This is a genomic window from Nocardia sp. NPDC006982, assembly GCF_042869435.1.
GTDB lineage: Bacteria > Actinomycetota > Actinomycetes > Mycobacteriales > Mycobacteriaceae > Nocardia.
Map to the genome: position 1 here is coordinate 599,033 of NZ_JBIAFV010000004.1, position 18,926 is coordinate 617,958.

At 65.5% G+C, this 18,926-nt stretch carries 19 protein-coding genes and 1 other RNA gene; 6 read left to right on the plus strand and 14 right to left on the minus strand.

What is annotated here, in order from left to right; genetic code table 11:
* Positions 1-45: 45 nt before the first annotated feature.
* The 12 genes from ssrA to ACFYOW_RS19820 all read right to left on the minus strand — a co-directional run bounded on the left by ssrA (position 46) and on the right by ACFYOW_RS19820 (position 10,116).
* Positions 46-417: a transfer-messenger RNA gene (ssrA, locus tag ACFYOW_RS19765) on the minus strand.
* Positions 418-614: 197 nt separating this feature from the next.
* Positions 615-1,463: an EamA family transporter gene (locus tag ACFYOW_RS19770; RefSeq protein WP_387289785.1), complete on the minus strand. Its 849-nt coding sequence runs from the start codon at positions 1,461-1,463 to the stop codon at positions 615-617.
* 11 nt (positions 1,464-1,474) lie between these two features.
* Positions 1,475-1,948 carry an SsrA-binding protein SmpB gene (gene smpB / locus ACFYOW_RS19775; protein WP_040694424.1) on the minus strand — a complete coding sequence of 158 codons (474 nt, stop codon included), beginning with the start codon at positions 1,946-1,948 and terminating at the stop codon, positions 1,475-1,477.
* A 51-nt stretch (positions 1,949-1,999) separates the two neighbouring features.
* Positions 2,000-2,245 carry a hypothetical protein gene (locus ACFYOW_RS19780; protein WP_387289787.1) on the minus strand — a complete coding sequence of 82 codons (246 nt, stop codon included), beginning with the start codon at positions 2,243-2,245 and terminating at the stop codon, positions 2,000-2,002.
* 53 nt (positions 2,246-2,298) lie between these two features.
* A complete protein-coding gene (locus ACFYOW_RS19785) occupies positions 2,299-3,366 on the minus strand; it encodes a metallophosphoesterase (protein ID WP_387289788.1) in 1,068 nt (355 codons plus the stop codon).
* Positions 3,363-5,249: a DNA helicase RecQ gene (gene recQ / locus ACFYOW_RS19790; protein ID WP_387289790.1), complete on the minus strand. Its 1,887-nt coding sequence runs from the start codon at positions 5,247-5,249 to the stop codon at positions 3,363-3,365. The genes ACFYOW_RS19785 and recQ overlap by 4 nt, the downstream gene beginning before the upstream one ends.
* 182 nt (positions 5,250-5,431) lie before the next feature.
* Positions 5,432-6,337 carry a permease-like cell division protein FtsX gene (ftsX, locus tag ACFYOW_RS19795; RefSeq protein WP_387289792.1) on the minus strand — a complete coding sequence of 302 codons (906 nt, stop codon included), beginning with the start codon at positions 6,335-6,337 and terminating at the stop codon, positions 5,432-5,434.
* A complete protein-coding gene (gene ftsE, locus ACFYOW_RS19800) occupies positions 6,337-7,017 on the minus strand; it encodes a cell division ATP-binding protein FtsE (protein ID WP_387290087.1) in 681 nt (226 codons plus the stop codon). The genes ftsX and ftsE overlap by 1 nt, the downstream gene beginning before the upstream one ends.
* A gap of 60 nt (positions 7,018-7,077) precedes the next feature.
* Positions 7,078-7,203 carry a hypothetical protein gene (locus tag ACFYOW_RS19805; RefSeq protein WP_387289793.1) on the minus strand — a complete coding sequence of 42 codons (126 nt, stop codon included), beginning with the start codon at positions 7,201-7,203 and terminating at the stop codon, positions 7,078-7,080.
* Between the two features lie 16 nt (positions 7,204-7,219).
* Positions 7,220-8,077 carry a mechanosensitive ion channel family protein gene (locus tag ACFYOW_RS19810; RefSeq protein ID WP_387289794.1) on the minus strand — a complete coding sequence of 286 codons (858 nt, stop codon included), beginning with the start codon at positions 8,075-8,077 and terminating at the stop codon, positions 7,220-7,222.
* Positions 8,078-9,193, minus strand: coding sequence for a peptide chain release factor 2 (gene prfB, locus ACFYOW_RS19815; protein WP_387289795.1), 1,116 nt, complete (start codon positions 9,191-9,193; stop codon positions 8,078-8,080).
* A 65-nt stretch (positions 9,194-9,258) separates the two neighbouring features.
* On the minus strand, positions 9,259-10,116 hold the full coding sequence (locus ACFYOW_RS19820; protein ID WP_387289796.1) for a helix-turn-helix transcriptional regulator: 858 nt from the start codon (positions 10,114-10,116) through the stop codon (positions 9,259-9,261).
* Positions 10,117-10,246: 130 nt separating this feature from the next.
* Between ACFYOW_RS19820 and ACFYOW_RS19825 the strand changes: the two genes are divergently transcribed.
* Entirely contained in the window at positions 10,247-10,834 is a 588-nt protein-coding gene (locus tag ACFYOW_RS19825) for an NADPH-dependent FMN reductase (RefSeq protein ID WP_387289797.1), read from the plus strand.
* Between the two features lie 112 nt (positions 10,835-10,946).
* Positions 10,947-11,729: an inositol monophosphatase family protein gene (locus tag ACFYOW_RS19830; RefSeq protein ID WP_387289798.1), complete on the plus strand. Its 783-nt coding sequence runs from the start codon at positions 10,947-10,949 to the stop codon at positions 11,727-11,729.
* 14 nt (positions 11,730-11,743) lie between these two features.
* Here ACFYOW_RS19830 and ACFYOW_RS19835 read toward each other — a convergent pair whose 3' ends face one another.
* Positions 11,744-12,709, minus strand: a complete 966-nt coding sequence (locus tag ACFYOW_RS19835) for an SMP-30/gluconolactonase/LRE family protein (RefSeq protein WP_387289800.1) — start codon at positions 12,707-12,709, stop codon at positions 11,744-11,746.
* Positions 12,710-12,983: 274 nt separating this feature from the next.
* Positions 12,984-14,573 carry a hypothetical protein gene (locus tag ACFYOW_RS19840; RefSeq protein WP_387289802.1) on the minus strand — a complete coding sequence of 530 codons (1,590 nt, stop codon included), beginning with the start codon at positions 14,571-14,573 and terminating at the stop codon, positions 12,984-12,986.
* Between the two features lie 128 nt (positions 14,574-14,701).
* Between ACFYOW_RS19840 and ACFYOW_RS19845 the strand changes: the two genes are divergently transcribed.
* From ACFYOW_RS19845 to ACFYOW_RS19860, 4 genes are all read left to right on the plus strand, one after another.
* Positions 14,702-16,096 carry an acyl-CoA dehydrogenase family protein gene (locus ACFYOW_RS19845; protein WP_387289804.1) on the plus strand — a complete coding sequence of 465 codons (1,395 nt, stop codon included), beginning with the start codon at positions 14,702-14,704 and terminating at the stop codon, positions 16,094-16,096.
* A 33-nt stretch (positions 16,097-16,129) separates the two neighbouring features.
* Positions 16,130-17,350 (plus strand): acyl-CoA dehydrogenase family protein, encoded by a 1,221-nt coding sequence (locus ACFYOW_RS19850; protein ID WP_387289806.1) that lies wholly within the window; start codon positions 16,130-16,132, stop codon positions 17,348-17,350.
* Between the two features lie 180 nt (positions 17,351-17,530).
* The gene (locus ACFYOW_RS19855) at positions 17,531-18,157 is read left to right on the plus strand and encodes a hypothetical protein (protein ID WP_387289808.1); all 627 of its coding nucleotides are present in this window, start codon (positions 17,531-17,533) and stop codon (positions 18,155-18,157) included.
* 100 nt (positions 18,158-18,257) lie between these two features.
* A complete protein-coding gene (locus ACFYOW_RS19860; RefSeq protein ID WP_387289810.1) occupies positions 18,258-18,767 on the plus strand; it encodes an ArsR family transcriptional regulator in 510 nt (169 codons plus the stop codon).
* Positions 18,768-18,926 lie beyond the last annotated feature (159 nt).

Sequence of the window (18,926 nt, forward strand, 5' to 3'; positions counted from 1 at the left end):
GTGGCACGAAAAGGCCCTTCACCTGCGGCGCAAGTGAAGGGCCTCGAGTGGAGCTGCCGGGAATCGAACCCGGGTCCTCCGCCGCGTCTTCAGGGCTTCTCCGTGTGCAGTTCGCTAGGTCTCTACTTGGATCTCCGGGTCTCGCGAACAAGCTCGGATGACGATCCCAGTCGCTGTTGGATGTCCCGTCCGACTCCGCGACCGAGCCGGACGGTAATTCCCTCTAGCTGATGCCAGTACCCGGGTCGAGGGACGAACCCGGACTGACAGAGACGACCTGCTACTTAGGCAGCGAGGGCGTACTCGCGCTGATTGGAATCGGCGCTTAATTGGTTGCAGCGACGCTTACGGTGGTCTCTTGCCTGCACCGACACGCTTCCCCTAAATCTACGTACGCAGTCGAAACCGTTCAGCCCCGCACGTCCCGACACCTTGTCGGGCTAGTCATGTTAACACTCGGCCATGCCGGGTTCATTCCATTATCCCCGCACTTGATTTCAGAGCTCTGACCTGCTCGGGAACAGTGCCGGCCGCACCACGCCGCGATGTCACTGCCGCACATCCAGTCCCATCAGTAGCTCCTGCACACCACGCTCAGGGCCCCGGCGAACCGATCAGGCCGCGGCGATCAACCCGACCGAGGCAAGCGCCAACGCCATCCCGACCTGCTGCTGTCGGCCGACCCGCTCGCCGAGCAGCACCATCGCCAGCAGGACGGTCGCGGCGGGGTACAGCGAGCCGATCACGCTTACCAGCGAGAGCAGCGAACCGTGGAAGGCGTATAGCAGTGCTGCATTCGCGATGGTGTCCAGCACCGCGATGTAGGCCGCCAACCGCAGGGGTTCGCCGCGCAGCGGCCGGAACTCCCCCACCGATAACGCGATGAGCCAGACCATCGGGCTTGCCGCGCCGCGTTGGGCCAGCAGCGGCCAGACCCCGGCACTCGCGTTGGTTTCGTGCAGGAAGACGAAGGCGAGTCCGAAGGCCGCACCCGAGCCGATGGTGAGCAGCGCGACCTTCCTGGTGAAGCGCAGCTCACGCCCACCGGTGATCTCCTCGGTGACGTCATCGGGCGACTCGCGGCTCACCAGGTATACCGCACCGAGCGCGAACGCGATGCCAGCGATGGCGAGCGGACCGGGGCGCTCACCGAGCACCAGCCCGACCAGCACCGGAATACCGGCGACCAGCAGGGCCGTCAGCGGCGAAACCACCGCCATCGGACCGCTGGCCAGCGCGGCATAGAACCACCACACCGCGAAGCCGCTGGCCACACCGGCCGCCAGTCCCCACAGCACCGATGCGGTGTCCGGAGTGCCGTCGAACAGCGGCAGCAGCGCGAGGATGAACAGCACCGACATGGGATAGGAAATGATCACGACGCGCAGGGCGGTCACCCGCCGCGATGCCACCCCACCGAAGAAATCACTGACGCCGTAGCCGACCGCGGCCACCAGCGCCAAGAGAACGGCGGTCAGCGCATGCCCTTGATCCGCCGCCCCAGTTCTCGGGTGACCTCGCGCTCGGCGGTGCGCTTGGCCAGATCCTGTCGCTTGTCGTAGTCCTGCTTACCCTTGGCGAGCGCGAGCTCGACCTTGACCTTGCCGTCGGAGAAGTACATCGACAGCGGCACCAATGTCTGGTTGCCCTCGCGCGACTTGCCGACCAACCGCTCGATCTCGCGCTTGTGCAGCAGTAACTTGCGCACCCGGCGCGGGGAGTGGTTGGTCCAGGTGCCGTGGCTGAACTCGGGAATGTGCAGACCGCGCAGCCACACCTCGCCGTTGTCGACGGTCGCGAAGGCGTCCACCAGCGAGGCCTTACCCTCGCGCAGACTCTTGACCTCGGTACCGACCAGCGCGATCCCGGCCTCATAGGTGTCCAGGATCGTGTAGTTGTGCCGCGCCCGGCGGTTGGTCGCGATGACCTTGCGCCCCTGTTCCTTCATAACCGTCCACTTTAAGTGACTCGGCAACCGAATTATTCCGCGCCTGTCGCGCTAGCCACCCGGCCGGACCGCGAGATACAGCAGCAGCACCGCGATGAAAGCCGCGACCAGCAAGACCGTGGTCATGCGTGGTAGGCCGCGCGGACGCGGCGGTGGCGGCGGACGATGGCGCAGCCAGACGGATTCCACCGCGGGGTCGTGGGTGCCGCGCCGATACGGCGGCGGATCGCCAGGGTCCGTGGACGGCGAGCCGCCCAGGTCGGACCCGTCGTCGGTGGGGCCATCACCGGATGCCATATCGTGCACGCTAGCCGCCGAATCGATTCGACGCCGGGCAATTTCATTGCGATTCAGGCAAGTCGGTGCGCGAACACCGCATTGGCACCACCGCTCGCGAGATCGACGGTGACCACCGTGAGGTCGACGGTGCTCGCAGTGAGGTCCATGACCATGAAGCCGAGCTCGTGATAGTTCTCGAACAGGGCGGCGTTGCCGGAGCCGCCGGGATTCAGCTTCGGTTCCGCCGCTACGGTTTTGGCAGCCGCACCGCAGACGAGCTGGCGGGTGCCCTTCGATGCCGCGGTCGGCTCGAGCACCTGCAGCGAATGATCGTGCCCGGAGAGGATGAAGTGGCACTTGCCGACGACATGGTCCTCGAAGAACTGCTTCGCGTGGAAGCCGTTGATCGGTGCCACCGAAAGCCCCTCGTAGCGACCGGCGTCACCGTGCGGACCGTTGTTCACATACGGGTGATGGGTGCAGGCGATCTTCCATTCAGCGGGTGATTCGGCGATGGCGCGGTCGAGCCAGGCTCGCTGCTCGTTCATGAACTGGCCGTCGACCGCCCAGTACGGATCGAAGATCGGCGGGATATAGGCGGCGAGCGGATTCACATCCAGCACAAAGAATTCGACCACCGGCTGCTGCTCGGGTATCCGCACCGAGTAGTACCGGCTCGGCATCCACCAGCGCGGCGAATTCGCGTGGTATTCGACCTCACTGTTTCCGCGCAGCAGCCAGCCACCGTCGCCACCGAGGACCGAGCTGTTGTCGTGATTGCCGAGCACCATCAGCCACGGGAAATCCAGTCCCGCATTGGGGTTTTCGAATTTGTCCGCGAACTGGGCATCGACGGCGCTGTACGGACCGCTCTCGTAGATATTGTCACCGAGGCCGAGGGCGAGCGAAAACGGCTGGCGGCGATGGTAATCCCGTATTGCGTCGGCGACGGCCCACTGGGTGCGGGTGCCGGTGCCCGCATCGCCGGTGACGAGCACCCGGACCTTGCGGTCGGTAGGGAAGTCGAATTTGGTGACACCGCTCGCGACCGGAACCGCATCGGCGGGCGATAGACCGACCAGCGATGCACCTGTCGCTGCCGTGGCCGCGCCCGCCAGAAACCCGCGCCGCCCGATCATGCTCTGCTCACTTCTCCGGCCAGGACGGTGAGAACTCCTTCGCCGTACTTGGCCAGTTTGCTCTCACCGACACCGCCGACCGTCCCGAGTTCGGACAGGCTCGCCGGCTTGCGTGCGGCGATCTCCCGCAGCGTCGCGTCGTGGAAGACGACGTAGGCGGGTACGCCCTGCTCCTTGGCCATTGCGGCCCGCCACTCACGCAGCTTCTCGAACAGCGGGACGTCTGCCGAAGACAGGTCGGCAGCCGGGGACTTGCCCTTCGCCGCCTTGGGTGTCCTGGCTGGTTTGACCGCACGCTCCGGTTCGCGGCGCAGTAGCACTTCCCGGCCGTCGAACAACACCTCGTTGCTGGCCTCGGTGAGGATGAGCACGCCGTAGTCGCCGTGCACTGCGAGCAGTCCCTGTGCGAGCAATTGCCTTATGACACCGCGCCATTCGACATCGCGCAGATCGGTGCCAATGCCGAAGACCTTGAGCTCGTGGTGATCATGTTGCAGCACTTTGGGATTCGATTTACCCAGCAGAATATCGACGATATGGCCGGCGCCGAAGCTCTGTCCGCGTTCCCGCTTCAGCCGCAGCACCGTCGAGAGCACCTTCTGCGCGGGTACGGTGCCGTCCCAGGTTTCCGGCGCGGTCAGGCAGGTGTCGCAATTGCCGCACGACTGCCCCGACTGTCCGAAGTAGGCCAGTAGCTGAGTTCGCCTGCATGACACCGTTTCACACAGCGCGAGCATCGCGTCCAGGTGCAGCTGCAGTTGCCTGCGGTGGGTGGCGTCGCCGTCGGAGGAGTCGATCATCTTGCGCTGCTGCACCACATCGGCGAGTCCGTAGACCATCCAAGCGGTCGATGGCAGCCCGTCGCGGCCCGCCCGTCCGGTCTCCTGGTAGTAGCCCTCGACGGACTTGGGCAGATCGAGATGGGCGACGAAGCGCACGTCGGGCTTATCGATGCCCATGCCGAAGGCGATCGTCGCGACCACGACGAGGCCGTCCTCGCGCAGGAACCGTGCCTGGTTGGCCGCGCGGGTGCGCGAGTCCAGGCCCGCGTGATACGGAACCGCCTCGACGCCGTTCTCGGTGAGGAAGGCCGCGGTCTTCTCCACCGAATTGCGCGACAGGCAGTAGACGATGCCGGCGTCTCCGGCGTGCTCGGTCTTGATGAAGTCCAGCAGCTGCCGATCCGGCCGGTTCTTGGGTTCGATCCGGTACTGGATATTGGGCCGGTCGAAGCTGGCGACGAAACGGCGGGCCGCGCCGAGGTCGAGGCGCTCGATGATCTCGTCGCGGGTCTTCGCGGTCGCGGTCGCGGTGAGCGCGATGCGCGGCACGTCCGGCCAGCGCTCGTGCAGCATCGAAAGGCCGAGATAGTCGGGGCGGAAGTCGTGGCCCCACTGCGATACGCAGTGCGCCTCGTCGATGGCGAACAGCGCCACCTTGCCGCGATCCAGCAGGGCTGCGGTCGACTCCAGGCGCAGCCGCTCGGGCGCGAGATACAGCAGATCCAACTCCCCCGCGACGAACTGCGCCTCGACCATCCGCCGCTCGTCCGGGAACTGCGTCGAGTTCAGGAATCCGGCACGCACGCCGAGCGCGCTGAGCGCGTCCACCTGATCCTGCATCAATGCGATCAGCGGTGACACCACCACGCCGACGCCAGGACGCACCAGTGCGGGCACCTGATAACACAGCGACTTACCGCCGCCCGTCGGCATGAGCACCAGCGCGTCCCCGCCGCCGACCATGTGCTCGACGATCTCGCGCTGATCACCGCGGAAGCTGTCGTAGCCGAACACGCGGCGTAGAACCTCTTGTGCCGCACCGGATTCGGCGACCGGGGCGCCGTCGGTCAAAACAGCCGCGAAAGCATCGGGGGATTCCACGCGGCCCATCCTACGAGCGCGGTCGGACAACGGAACCCCTACATCGGCGCGGATCCCAGGTGGCCGGCCGAGTTGTCCACATGTGGACAACCGATTTCGATCGCCGCGCGGCAGGCTCGTCGCACACCCAGTGACCGCCTCGCACAAGCTACACAACCTGTGCGAGGCCGTCATTACGCAGGTCAGTCGCGCACGTAGTAGCGCAACGTGCCGTAAGCCGTGATCGCGGCGAACACGATGCCGAGTGGTGCGATGGTCAAGGACACCAGCGCGATGTCCTCACCTGTGATGTGCGGGAAGACATTGCTGTTGAAGAGCGCGCCGAGCCCGCGGTTCACCACCAAAGGCTGCGCGAGGAACAACCCGACAACCGCCAGAATCGATCCGGCCAAGGCCGCGACCACTGCTTCCAGGAGGAATGGCAACTGCGTGTACCAGCGCGTCGCACCGACCATCCGCATGATGCCGACCTCCTCGCGTCGACTGAACGCCGCGATCTGCACCATATTCGCGATCAACAGCAACGCCGCCAACGCCTGCAATGCCGCCAACGCGAATGCCGCGTTCCGCAGGCCGTCGAACACCCCGACCAAGCGGTCCACGGTGTCCTTGTCGTTGAGTACGCTCTGGATCCCGTCCTTACCGTTGAATGTCTGGTAGATCCGCGGGTACTGATCGGCATCGGTCATCTTCACGCGCAAGGACGCGGGCAGGCGGGTGTCCTTGATCATGTCCAGCATTTCGGGCTGGTCCTTGAAGGTCACCTCGGTGGCTTCCTTCATCGCCTCGTCGCTGTTGATGAACTGGACCGAGACCACACCGTCGGTCTTCTTCAGATCCGACATCAGCTGCTGACACGGATTCAGTGAACAGTCCCGATCGTTCGCCGAGACCAGATCGGAGAGGTAGAGCCGGATCTCGACCCGGTCCATGAAGTAGTTCTGGGTCTTGTCCGCGATTCGCAACGCGAGCAGACCGCCGCCGAGCATGGTCAGCGATACCGCGGTGGTCAGGATCATCGCGATGGTCATGGTGACATTGCGACGCAGGCCGGTGAGGACCTCGTTGAACAGGAATCCAGCGCGCATTACCGGCCCACCCCGTACACGCCGATCGCGTCGTCGCGGATCAGCCGGCCCCGGTCCAACTCCACCACTCGCTTACGCATCGCGTCGACGATGTGATTGTCGTGGGTCGCCATCACCACGGTCGTGCCGATGCGGTTGATCCGCTCCAGCAGCAGCATGATGTCGCCGCTGGTGTCGGGATCGAGGTTGCCGGTCGGCTCATCGGCGAGCAGGACCAGCGGACGGTTCACGAAGGCCCTCGCGATCGCAACACGCTGCTGCTCACCACCGGACAATTCGTGCGGCAGCCGATCGGCCTTACCGCCGAGCCCGACCATATCCAGCACCTCGGGCACGGTCCGGTCGATGAACTGGCGCCGCTTGCCGATCACCTCCAGCGCGAACGCCACATTCTGGGCCACGGTCTTCTGCTGCAGCAGCCGGAAGTCCTGGAATACGCAACCCATGCGCTGACGCAACTTCGGCACCTTCCGCCCGGGCAGGCGGTCGACCCGGAAGTCGGCGACCCGGATCTCGCCCGCGGTCGGGGCCTCTTCTTTGAGCAGCAGTCGCATGAAGGTCGACTTGCCCGAACCGGACGGGCCGATGATGAAGACGAATTCGCCCTTACCCACATCGACGGTGACGTTGTCCAGCGCGGGTCGCGTCGAGGTCTGATACGACTTGGTCACGTTCCGCATAGCGATCACGGCTAGCCAGTGTAACCAGCAACTGTCGTGCAGCCACCAGCTACATCATGGTCAATGACCCGGCGTAGCCGTATTCAGCACTGCGGGAACGGTGTTGAGTTTCTCGGGCGTTGTCACGATCGGTTGATCGGGCTTGACGAACAGGTACAACACGAACGTGGCGACCCATGATGCCATCAGGATCGCCGTGGATCTACGTGGTCTCACTGATTCCCTCCCGGCGCAATGCCGCGGCGACTCGCACCCGCAACTCGCGACCGACCTCGAACTGCTTACCCGGCAACGTTCGGGCAACCATTCGAATATTCATCTGGTCCACTGTCAGGTCTTCGACGCCCATGACGCTGGGCTCGTCGAGCAGCAGCGGCTTCAATCTGCGGTCCTCGTACGCCTTTGTACCGACCTCGTGCAGGATCTCGTTGATCCTGGTGATGTCGACGCTGGCCGCAACCGGAACGTCGATCGCGGCGCGCGCCCAATCCTTCGAGAGATTGGTCACTTTGACGATCTGGCCGTTGGGCACGGTGATCACCTCACCGTCGGCATTGCGCAGTGTGGTGATCCGCAACGTGACGTCCTCGACCGTACCCTCGGCCTGCTCCGCGGATCCAGTGACAGCGATGCGAACCACATCACCAAATCCGTACTGCCGCTCGGTAATCAGGAAAAATCCGGCAAGGATGTCCTGCACGATCCGCTGTGCGCCGAAGCCGAGTGCGGCGCCGAGCACGGCCGCGGGTGCGACCAGACCGGTGACCGCGAAACCCATCCGCCGCAGCACTTCCATGCCGACCAGGACATAGACGACGGTCAGCACCACCCAGGTAACCACCTGGGCCAGCGCGTGGCGATGTTTGGCCGCCTCGGAACGCACCAGTGCGTCGCTGCTGCGGAATCCGGCGTCGATCCTGCGGGTGATCCGATCTCGGATAAAGGTGGCGAAACGGCTGACCAGCATCGCACCGAGGAGCAGCAGGACGATCTCTAGACCCGAGGACCGCAGCCAGGTGGTGAAGTCGGTGGACGTGGAGAAAGCCTGGGGTACATCCAACTAGCTCGCCTGCTCTCGCATTCGCCAACGAATTCCGGATTCGATGAAACCATCGATATCGCCGTCGAGCACGGCACTCGGATTGTTGACTTCGTAGTTGGTGCGCAGATCCTTGACCATCTGGTACGGATGCAGCACGTAGGAGCGCATCTGATTGCCCCAGGACGCGCCCTCGTTCGTCTTGAGCGCATCCATTTCGGCGCGCTCCTCCTGCCGCTTGCGTTCCAGCAGTTTGGCCTGCAGCACTCGCATGGCCGAAATCTTGTTCTGCAGCTGGGATTTCTCGTTCTGACAGGTCACCACGATGCCGGTCGGGATATGGGTCAGGCGCACCGCGGAGTCGGTGGTGTTGACGCTCTGGCCGCCGGGACCCGAGGAACGGTAGACGTCCACGCGGACCTCGCCCTCGGGAATTTCGATGTGGTCGGTGGTCTCGACCACGGGCAGCACCTCGACCTCGGCGAAGGAGGTCTGGCGGCGGCCCTGATTGTCGAATGGGCTGATCCGGACCAGGCGGTGCGTGCCCATTTCCACCGAGAGGGTGCCATAGGCATACGGCGACTTCACCGCGAAGGTGGCGCTCTTGATGCCTGCCTCTTCGGCGTAGGAGGTGTCATAGACCTCGACGGAGTACTTGTGCCGGTCTGCCCAGCGGATGTACATGCGCATCAGCATTTCGGCCCAGTCGGCGGCATCCACGCCACCCGCGCCGGAGCGGATATTGACCAGCGCCTCACGCTTGTCGTACTCGCCCGAGAGCAGGGTGCGGACCTCCATGGCCTCCACATCACTGTGCAGCGTGGCCCGCTCGGCATCGGCGTCGGCGAGCGCGGCCCCCCTTGCCTCGCCCTCCTCTTCCTCTGCCAATTCATATAGCACGGACAGATCGTCGAGGCGCTGCCGCAGTTCCTCGACCCGGCGCAACTCGCTCTGCGCGTGCGACAGCTCACTGGTGACCTGCTGCGCATGCTCCTGGTTGTTCCACAGGTCGGGATCGGCGGCCTGGTGCTCGAGCTCATCGATCCGTCGACGCAGTTCCTCGACATCGAGGACCGACTCGACGGTCTTGAGTGTTGCGTCGAGTTCGGCGAGGTCAGCGGAGACGTCAGGATGCACGATGCTCAAGCCTACTGGGCGCGGTGAAGACGGTGAAACACGCGGTGGTGTGGGGATGGCCGTCCTCAGCCGGAGACGGCACGCAGCCCGCCCGGACGGCGACCGGCGAGGGCGTCGAGGGCGGCCGCGGTGGCGTCGTCGGCGGGGAGGTAGACGATGAGCTGCTGGTCGTCGTCGGCGGATAGTTCGAGGGTTTCGTAGGTGAGGCGCAGGTTGCCTGCTTCGGGGTGGGTGAGGCGGGTGGTGCCGGTGGCGGCGGCGAGGCTGGGGACGGATTCGACGCGGCGGGTGAACTCGGCACCGGCGGCGACGGTGAGTTCGTCGGCCAGGGCGGCGATGTGCGGGTCGCTGCGGAACGGGCCTTGTTTCAGTGCGGCGACCAGTTCGTCGGCGATGTGGTCCCAGTCGGGATAGGCGGCACGTGCGCGCGGGTCGGTGAAGGCGAACAGGGCGAGATTGGCGCGGTGTTCGTGGTCGAGCAGTCCGATCGGCGCCATCAGGCGCTCGAATCCCTCGGTCCAGGCGAGCACCTCGCGCAGTCGGTTGACGACCACTGCGGGCGCGGGTTCCAGGCGATCGAGGATGGCGCGGACCGCGGGACGCACCTCGCGCGGCGGTTGCGCACCGCCCATGCAGCTGAAACCCGGATCAGCGGCCTTGGTGAGGCGGTGCAGGTGGATGCGTTCGCTCGGCGTCAAAATGAGGGCATCGGCGAGCGCCGACAGCACCGGCGGCGAGGGGTGGCGGTCGCGTCCCTGCTCGAGGCGGGTGATGTATTCGACGCTCACACCCGCCAGGGTTGCCAGTTCCGCGCGACGCAGGCCGGGGGTTCGGCGGCGCGGTCCGGTGGGCAGGCCGACCTGGGCCGGGGTCACCGCCTCACGACGGGTGCGCAGGAAGAGACCCAACTCGTTGTCGCTCACGCCTCGACGGTACAAGCGCGGTCGGCGCGGAGGGTGTCCCTGCCACTACCACTCTTCGTGCGGTCTTCCTGGTTGCGATGCGGGGCCGCAGATTGGGACTCGAACAATTTCCTGATCGAAGGAGAACACCATGTCCTTGAAGCTCGCGGTGATCATCGGCAGCGTTCGGGAGGGACGCTTCGCGCCGACCGTGGCCAACTGGTTCGTCGAGGAGGCCGCCCGGCACGGGCAGTTCGATATCGACCTGATCGATCTGGCCGAGGCCGATCTGCCATTGGCACTGCCAGCGGTTCCCCCGGCGATGGACCCCGACCCGGAACGCCCGGCCGCGATGACCGACCTCAGCAGGCGGCTCGGTGAAGCGGATGCATTCGTCATCCTCACTCCGGATTACAACCGCAGCTACCCGGCCGCGCTGAAGGCCGCCATCGATTGGCACTTCACCCAATGGGACAGCAAGGCAATCGGTTTCGTCGGCTACAGCGGCGCGAGCGGCGGTTTGCTCGCCATCGAACACCTGCGCCAGGTCTTCAACGAACTCAATGCCCACACCGTGCGCAACTACGTCAGCTTCCCTCGCTACTACCTGCTCTTCGATGCCGAAGGCAAACTCATCGACCCGACCGAACCCGCGGCAGCCGCGCAGTCCATGCTCGACCAACTCCACTGGTGGGCAAGTGCCCTCGCCGCCGCCCGCTCCGTCCCCGCCGCCGCATAGCGGGGACCTCGTGGCTGCCTCGCACAAGGTACGTCCTATGCGAGGTGGGCATCGCTTATGCGACAGCGGGGATGGGTCCGGCGGGACAGGGGATGGGCGATAGGGTTCGGGGGTGGCTGATTACTCCTCCGATCTCGAACTCGCGCTGCGATTGGCCGATGAGGCCGATGGGATTACCCGGGCGCGGTTCGGGGCGTTGGATTTGCGGGTCGACGCCAAGCCGGATCTGACACCGGTGTCGGATGCGGATCTGGCGGTGGAGAAGGCGATACGCCAGGTGCTCGGGCAGGAGCGGTCCGGGGATTCGGTGCTCGGTGAGGAGTTCGGCGGTGACGTCGAGTTCAGCGGGCGGCAGTGGGTGATCGATCCGATCGATGGCACCAAGAACTTCGTGCGCCGGGTGCCGATTTGGGCGACGCTGATCTCGCTGCTCGAGGACGGCGTTCCGGTGGTCGGCGTGGTGAGCGCACCCGCATTGGCGCGACGGTGGTGGGCGGCGGCCGGTTCCGGCGCCTGGGCCTGCGTCGATTCCGATGCGCCGAAACCGATTTCGGTCTCCGCGGTCGGTGAGCTCGGCTCGGCCAGCCTGGCCTTCTCCAGTCTGTCGGGCTGGCGCGAACGCGGTCTGCGCGAGAAGTTCCTCGACCTCACCGACGCGGTATGGCGGGTCCGCGGCTACGGCGACTTCTTCACCTACTGCCTGCTCGCCGAGGGCGCGGTCGATATCGCCACCGAACCCGAAGTCTCCCTGTGGGACCTGGCCGCACTCGACATCCTCGTCCGCGAAGCAGGCGGCCGCTTCACCTCCCTCGCCGGCGCCCCCGGCCCGCACGGCGGCGACGCCATAGCCACCAATTCCCTACTCCACGACGCTGTCCTCACCCGGTTGAACTGAGCCTCGAGAACTTTCTATCGTCTCGAATCGGCCGGAGTCAGGTCGATGCCCGCGGGCGGACGTAGTCGACGCAAGGTTCCGTCCATGCTCGTGACGAACAGTGCCCACCCGTCACCGTCGCGAGCGATCCGCACGGAGGTCGCGCCGTCCGGCGGGTTGCGCATCGGACCGGGTTTGATCAGGCCGGTGATGATCGTGCAGCCCGCGCCGGTGGCCGGGTCGATCTGGTAGACCGCGCCCTGGATGTGGTCAGCGACGAAGAGCTGGCCCGCGCGGGTCGCTTCCATATCGTCGAGGAGCGCAACCAGATCGGGAGCACCGGCGACGACCGTCGCGTTATCGGGAGCGTCGAGCGGGACGCGGAAGACGCGCAGGGTCATATTGTCGGTGTAGATCGACTTCCCGTCGGGGGCGAGCGCAAGTCCATTGGTCCAGGGCAGGTTGGACCAGGTCTTCGTGTACTCCCCCGTCGAGGGTCGATACCGCGAAATGCCGGTCGGCGGGCCATTGATGCCGATGGTGGCGAATACGAGGTCGCCGTCGGGCAATTCGAGCAGCCCGTTCGGACCGTTCAGCTCGGTGAGCAGAATCGTTACCGCACCGCTGTCGATGTCGTAGCGCTGCAAGGTGCCCGGCGCCTCCGCCAAACCGTCGCCTGTGACGAAGTACACGGACCGCCCGACGACCCGCAAACCCGCCGGGTGATCCAGACCGGTGACCAGCTTTTCGAACTTGCCCGCGGCATCGATATGAGCCAGATACCCGTCGACGATTCCGGTGACGTAGAAACCGCCCGACCCATCGGTATCGAGATTCTCCAGATTGCCGACCCCGCCGACGATCGTCGATACGTCCCACCCATCCGCGCACGACCCGGACGGCGGCTGCGCCCCGGCCGTCGTCGCGGACATGATGCCCGCCGTAATCGCCGCGGTCAGCAGCGTTGCCCTCAGTCGCCGACTCTGCGGCCGTCTTGCCATGCGGCACAACCTAACAGCCGCGCTGGAATGTTGCCCGGGGCGGAGAGCCCGCCCCGGGCGACTCGACTCACGGAACGAACAGCGTCGCGATCATATTGAGGACCCCGGAGACGAGCTGATCGACAATGCGCAGAACCATGACATCTCCTTACTCGTACAGCGGAATTCAGCCTCGACGAAAAGCATGGCCGAGCACTGTGGACGGCACCTTTGTAGATGGGCGTCGATCGTTCTTCGTTGCGGTCGGGCGCATGGATGGCTGCAACCGCGACGCTCAGCTCAGATGTTTCGCCGCAGGCCATATTTCGGACAGGGGTGCTCGCGGTTTGCGGCAGATGAACAGCGGCTGCCCCTGTTCGTCGTTATCGATACCGAGACCGTTGTCGACATGACCGGCAGGCTCGACTTCGGCGAAGTACCCGGTCAAGCGGTCACGATCGAGGCCGACGACGATCACCGCGGAGGCTGTGTCGCTGGGCGGGCCCCACCACCAGTAGGAGTTGTGGCCGCTGTGTGGAGTCGGTAGTCCGTATTCGCCGCCGAAGCGTTCGATCGCACCCGCCTCGCCATAGTTGTCGGTAAGGATGGCGACGTCGGGTCCGAGCGTGGCGCGCACCTCGGCGATTCGGCGCACGAATTGCGGCCAGCCGATGGTTTCGCCCGCGTCGTAGTTGATCGCGAGGACCGGCGAATCCTTCAGGACCGCGACGGGTAAAACCGGTAGGAACAGCAGCGCCGAGACGATCGCATTCACCGCGATCACCGAGCCCACTGCCGCCCAACGGGCTCGCCGATTCCCCAGCCGAGCGGCGACAGGTACCGCACCGGCGGCCGATAGGATCGGATACATCCCGCCCAGGTAGTACGCCTTCCCGCCGCTGACCAGGAAAACCACGAAGAGCACCGCATACGCGACCGGAAACGCGCGCCGACGCGGATCTCGCCACAGTCGCCAGAGCCCGAGTGCCCACAGCGGCACCAGCAATGGGCCCATCAGCCCGAACTGCAACAGCACGAACGTCAGCGGTGAATCCGACGTTCCGGAGGACCCGCCCGCGATCGCCCGGCTCATCTCCCACTGTGGCCAGCCATTGCGCCACTGCCACAACAGATATGGCAGCCAGATCAGCACCGCCGACCCGACCGCGATCGGAAAGTACTTGGTGGCGAATATCTTCCGCGGGCCGACTAGAGCCAGCGCGAGCACCAGCGCCGCCACCGGAAAGATCAGCAGCACCTTGTTCTGCAACCCGATCCCGACAACCAGCCCCACCCCGAGCCACCACCGCGGCCCCAATCCACCGACACCCGCGCGCCCATCTGGCCCCACGCGACCATCCACGCCCTCATCCGACGCCGCGAGACCACGCCCGACCGAGCTCTCATCCACCTCGGGTCTTCGCCCGTTTCGGTCGACACCCCAGCCCTGCGCACCTCGCAGCAGCCCCAGCACCAGCAGACAAACCAATACCCACGCCGCCATATCGAACGACGCGGTACTCAGCAGATGACCGATCCCCAGCACCATTGCCGCACTCGCGACGGCAACCGACGCCAACACCTGCGCCCCGCGCCCACCGCCGAGTTCGCGCGCCATCAACCCTGCGGCGACGACAACGAATGTCGCCGCCAAGATCGACGGAAGCCGTAGTAGCAGTAACGAATCGGCATCGATCGCGGACATCGTGCGAGCCAGTAGCGGGGTTAATGGCGGCTGATCCGGGTAGGCCCAATCCGGATGCCTGCCCGCGGCCAGAAAGTACAGCTCGTCCCGGTGATAGCCGTAGCGCGTGGCGAATGCGGTGAGTAGTGCGGCGAACAGCACAGCAACGACGAACAGTGGTCGTCCCGCGACTTTGGGCACTTGTCCAGCCTGACACAGTTCGGCGGCGTATGCTGCACCTCGACGCACTTCTTACTCTGGAGTAAGATAGCCTTACTCAGGAGTAAGATAGCTGGGACCAGACCTCACCCCACCCATCCGAGAAACAGGTGATGATGAGCACTCGAGACAGCGCAACGAAGCGAAGTCCAGACACGTCCGCGGTCGGCCTGAACCACCCCAAGCGGGACTGGATGGGCGCGGCAATGCGGGTGATGACGACGATTACCGGGTCGGAGCTCGCCGAGAAGTACAACCTGCGCAAGCCGATCGAGCGGGTCACCTACGAAGGCACCAAGACCGGTTTCCGCACCCTCGGCGCCGCCACTCGCGCATTCGGCAAGGTCGCCGGTGGTGGTGCGCCGAAACGCTTGGCGGACAACGAGTCCAAGAAAAAGGACTTCTTCGACCTGACCCCGAGCGACGAGCAGCAGATGATCGTCGAGACGGTGAAGGAATTCGCCGCCGAGATCCTGCGCCCGGCCGCCTACGAAGCCGATAACGCCGCCAAGGCTCCGCGCGACCTGCTCGAGCGCGCCGCCGAACTCGGCATCACCCTGATCAATGTGCCCGAGGAGCTGGAAGGCGCGGCCGCCGAGCGCGGCGCGGTCACCAACTCGCTGGTCGCCGAGGCACTCGCACACGGTGATATGGGTCTGGCCCTGCCGATTCTCGCACCGAGCGGTGTCGCCGTCGCCCTGTCCCAGTGGGGTACCGACGCACAGCAGCAGACCTACCTGCCCGCCTTCACCGGCGAGAATGTGCCGCAGGCCTCGGTCGTGATCAACGAGCCGCGCGCGCTGTTCGACCCGTTCGCCCTGCAGACCAAGGCCACCCGCGCCCCCAGCGGCTACCGCCTCAACGGCGTGAAGAGCCTGGTCCCGGCCGCCGGTGATGCCGAGCTATTCATCGTGGCCGCCGAACTCGACGGCCGCCCCGCCCTTTTCATCGTGCCGTCGGACAGCCAGGGTCTGGTCGTGGAGGCCGATCCGAGCATGGGTCTGCGTGCCGCCGGTCTCGGTCGCCTGCTGCTCAACGACGTCGCGGTCGGGACCGACGCCATCCTCGGCGACGGCGATGCCAAGACCCGCGCCGAGGAGTACGCCGACGCGGTGCGCCTGGCCCGCCTCGGCTGGGCTTCGCTGGCCATCGGCACCGGACAGGCCGTGCTCGACTACGTGATTCCGTATGTGAACGAGCGCGAGGCATTCGGCGAGCCGATCTCGCACCGCCAGGCGGTCGCGTTCATGGTCGCGAATATGGCAATCGAACTGGACGGCCTCCGGCTCGTGACCCTGCGGGGTGCGTCGCGTGCGGAGCAGGGGCTCTCCTACGCCCGCGAGGCGGCACTGGCCCGCAAGCTCGCCACCGACAAGGGCATGCAGATCGGTCTGGACGGCGTGCAGTTGCTCGGCGGCCACGGCTTCACCAAGGAACACCCGGTCGAGCGCTGGTACCGCGATCTGCGAGCCATCGGCGTCGCCGAAGGTGTCGTGCTCGTCTGACCGGCTGGTTCCTTACTTCCAGGAGACATCACCATGATCAATCTCGAACTCCCCAAGAAGCTGCGGGCCAGCGCCAACCAGGCCCATCAGGTCGCCCAGGAAATCTTCCGGCCGATCTCGCGCAAGTACGACCTCGGTGAACACGACTACCCGGTCGAGCTGGACACCATGGCGGCCATGGTCGAGGGCCTCGCCGACTCCGGCACCCAGAAGATCGGCGGTGCGGCCGGTGGCCGTTCCGACGGGGACGAGCACGCCACCGAGCTGCTCGGAAATACCAACGGCGGCAATATGTCCGCGCTGCTCAACGCGCTGGAGACTTCCTGGGGCGACGTCGGCCTGATGCTGTCGATTCCCTACCAGGGTCTGGGCAATGCGGCCATCGCGGCCGTTGCCACCGATGAACAGCTGAAGCGCTTCGGCAAGGTGTGGGCCTCGATGGCCATCACCGAACCGTCCTTCGGTTCCGATTCGGCCGCCGTCACCACCACCGCCGTACTCGACGGCGACGAGTGGGTGCTCAACGGCGAGAAGATCTTCGTGACCGCGGGGCAGCGCTCCACCCACATCGTGGTGTGGGCCTCGGTGGACCGCAGCCTCGGCCGCGCGGCGATCAAGTCGTTCGTCGTGCCGCGCGACGCTCCCGGTCTTTCGGTGGCCCGGCTCGAGCACAAGCTCGGCATCAAGGCCTCCGATACCGCCGTACTGCTGTTGCAGGACTGCCGGATTCCGAAGGACAACATTCTCGGCAGCCCGGAAGTCAACGTGGAGAAGGGTTTTGCCGGGGTCATGCAGACCTTCGACAACACCCGTCCCCTCGTGGCCGCGATGGCGGTCGGTGTCGCGCGAGCGGCGCTGGAGGAGTTGCGCGCGATTCTGAAGGATGCGGGCATCGAGCCGTCCTACGACATCCCGGCCAATAACCAGCCCGCGGCCGCCGCCGAATTCCTGCGGATGGAGGCCGATTACGAGGCCGCGTACCTGCTGTCGCTGCGCGCGGCGTGGATGGCGGACAACAAGAAGCCGAACTCCTTGGAAGCCTCGATGTCCAAGGCCAAGGCGGGCCGCACCGGCACCGACATCACCCTCAAGGCCGTCGAACTCGCGGGCACCATCGGCTACTCCCAGCGCACACTGCTCGAAAAGTGGGGCCGTGACTCGAAGATCCTCGACATCTTCGAAGGCACCCAACAGATCCAGCAACTCATCGTCGCGCGCCGCATCCTCGGCAAGACCAGCGCCGAGCTGAAGTGATGCCGAACTAGCAAGTGCTACAAAGGAAACCGGTGCGAGCGACTCGCACCGGTTTTCTATTCAGAGCGGGTTCTAGGCACCCGCCGTCATCGGTGAAGTGGCACACGGTATCTTGGCGAGCTGAGATTCAGCGGACGAATTCCATCGAGCAGTACCAAGAACCCCCACAGGAGACTGGTTATGCACAGGCTGGGTTTGATACGTCGCTTCACCGCCGCAATCGCGGCATCCACCGCATTCGTCGCCGTATTCGCGGGTCATGCCGCGGCCGAACCGACGACGATCGACTGGAATGCGGCCACGCAGCAATTGCGCAAGGTCGCCAACGGGAATGCCGCCGCCGAACAGGCCGTGGACCGGCTGCTGGCATCCGGGCAGGTCGCCACCCAGGTGGCAGTGCCCGCACAGCCGTTCCAGATCCCGGCGCAATCCGATATCGGACGCGGTGACGGGCCGGGCGTCTACGGGTCGGGCGTCGCGCTCGGCTACGACGGGTTGCGATTCGGATTCTTCGGCGGGCCGGGCACAATCGCACCGAATCAGGCCGGGGCCAGGCTCGAGGTCCTGTGGATCAATCTGTCCAACGGCCGCAGCGGCACCGAGGTGCTCTCCGAGCACAACGATTCCGCGGTCGACACCACCATCCGCACCCGCCCGGTCGACACCGGTGGCGGCGTCATCGTCGGCGCGGTCTACGGCACCCTGTTGCACCGCTGGCCCGTCCCGGTCAGCGACGCCAACCCGGACGGTTTCCAATACAAACTCGCAACCATCTCGGTCCCGTCCTTCGGATCGATCTACAACTGACCTTCCGGCACGCGAGCCCGGCACGGATTCCCGTGCCGGGCTCCTGCGTCGCATCAGCTAACCATTGCCAGCAATTACGTAACTCCGTATGTTTGCCCCCGTGAGCGTGGAGGACCGACTAGCGAAGCTCGAACGCCGACTCGCGGCCAAGGACCTCATCAAGGATGGCAGCGGGCAAGCGAGTGGATCCACCCCGCAGGGAGGATGGGCACTGCGGCGGCTTCATGAGGAGTTCGCGAATGCGGACCAACGCAATGGCGGGGTGATGTTCGCCGGTTCGGGCGCACTGCCCAGCACGGAACAGTTCGACTGGCAGGTCCAGTTCAGCACCGATGACATCGTCGGCTACGACTGGGACGATGCCGCCGAATGCCTCGCCGCCCTCGGCAGTCCGGTCCGCCTGCGCCTCCTTCGGGAGATCCTTCGGGGCAGCAGAACCGCCGCCGAACTCACAGAACTCGGCGTGGTGGGCACCTCCGGCGAGATCTACCACCACCTCCGTCAACTGGCAGCGACCGGCTGGCTGCACACCGTGGGCCACGGCCACTTCGAAGTCCCACCGAATCGGGTCGTCCCGCTACTCGTCGCGCTGGCTACCGCGCGCAGATGATCGCGACCAGATGGAACTGGTGGCGGTAGCCTGTCACGTTTCGCCGCCTCGGTTTCTGTCCGGCCCACCCGACTTCTGATGTGATGTGGGTCATAGCGCTGATACGGTTGGTGAGACAGAACGGTGATTCAGATCGCTTGGGCGAGTGCCGACGCGAGT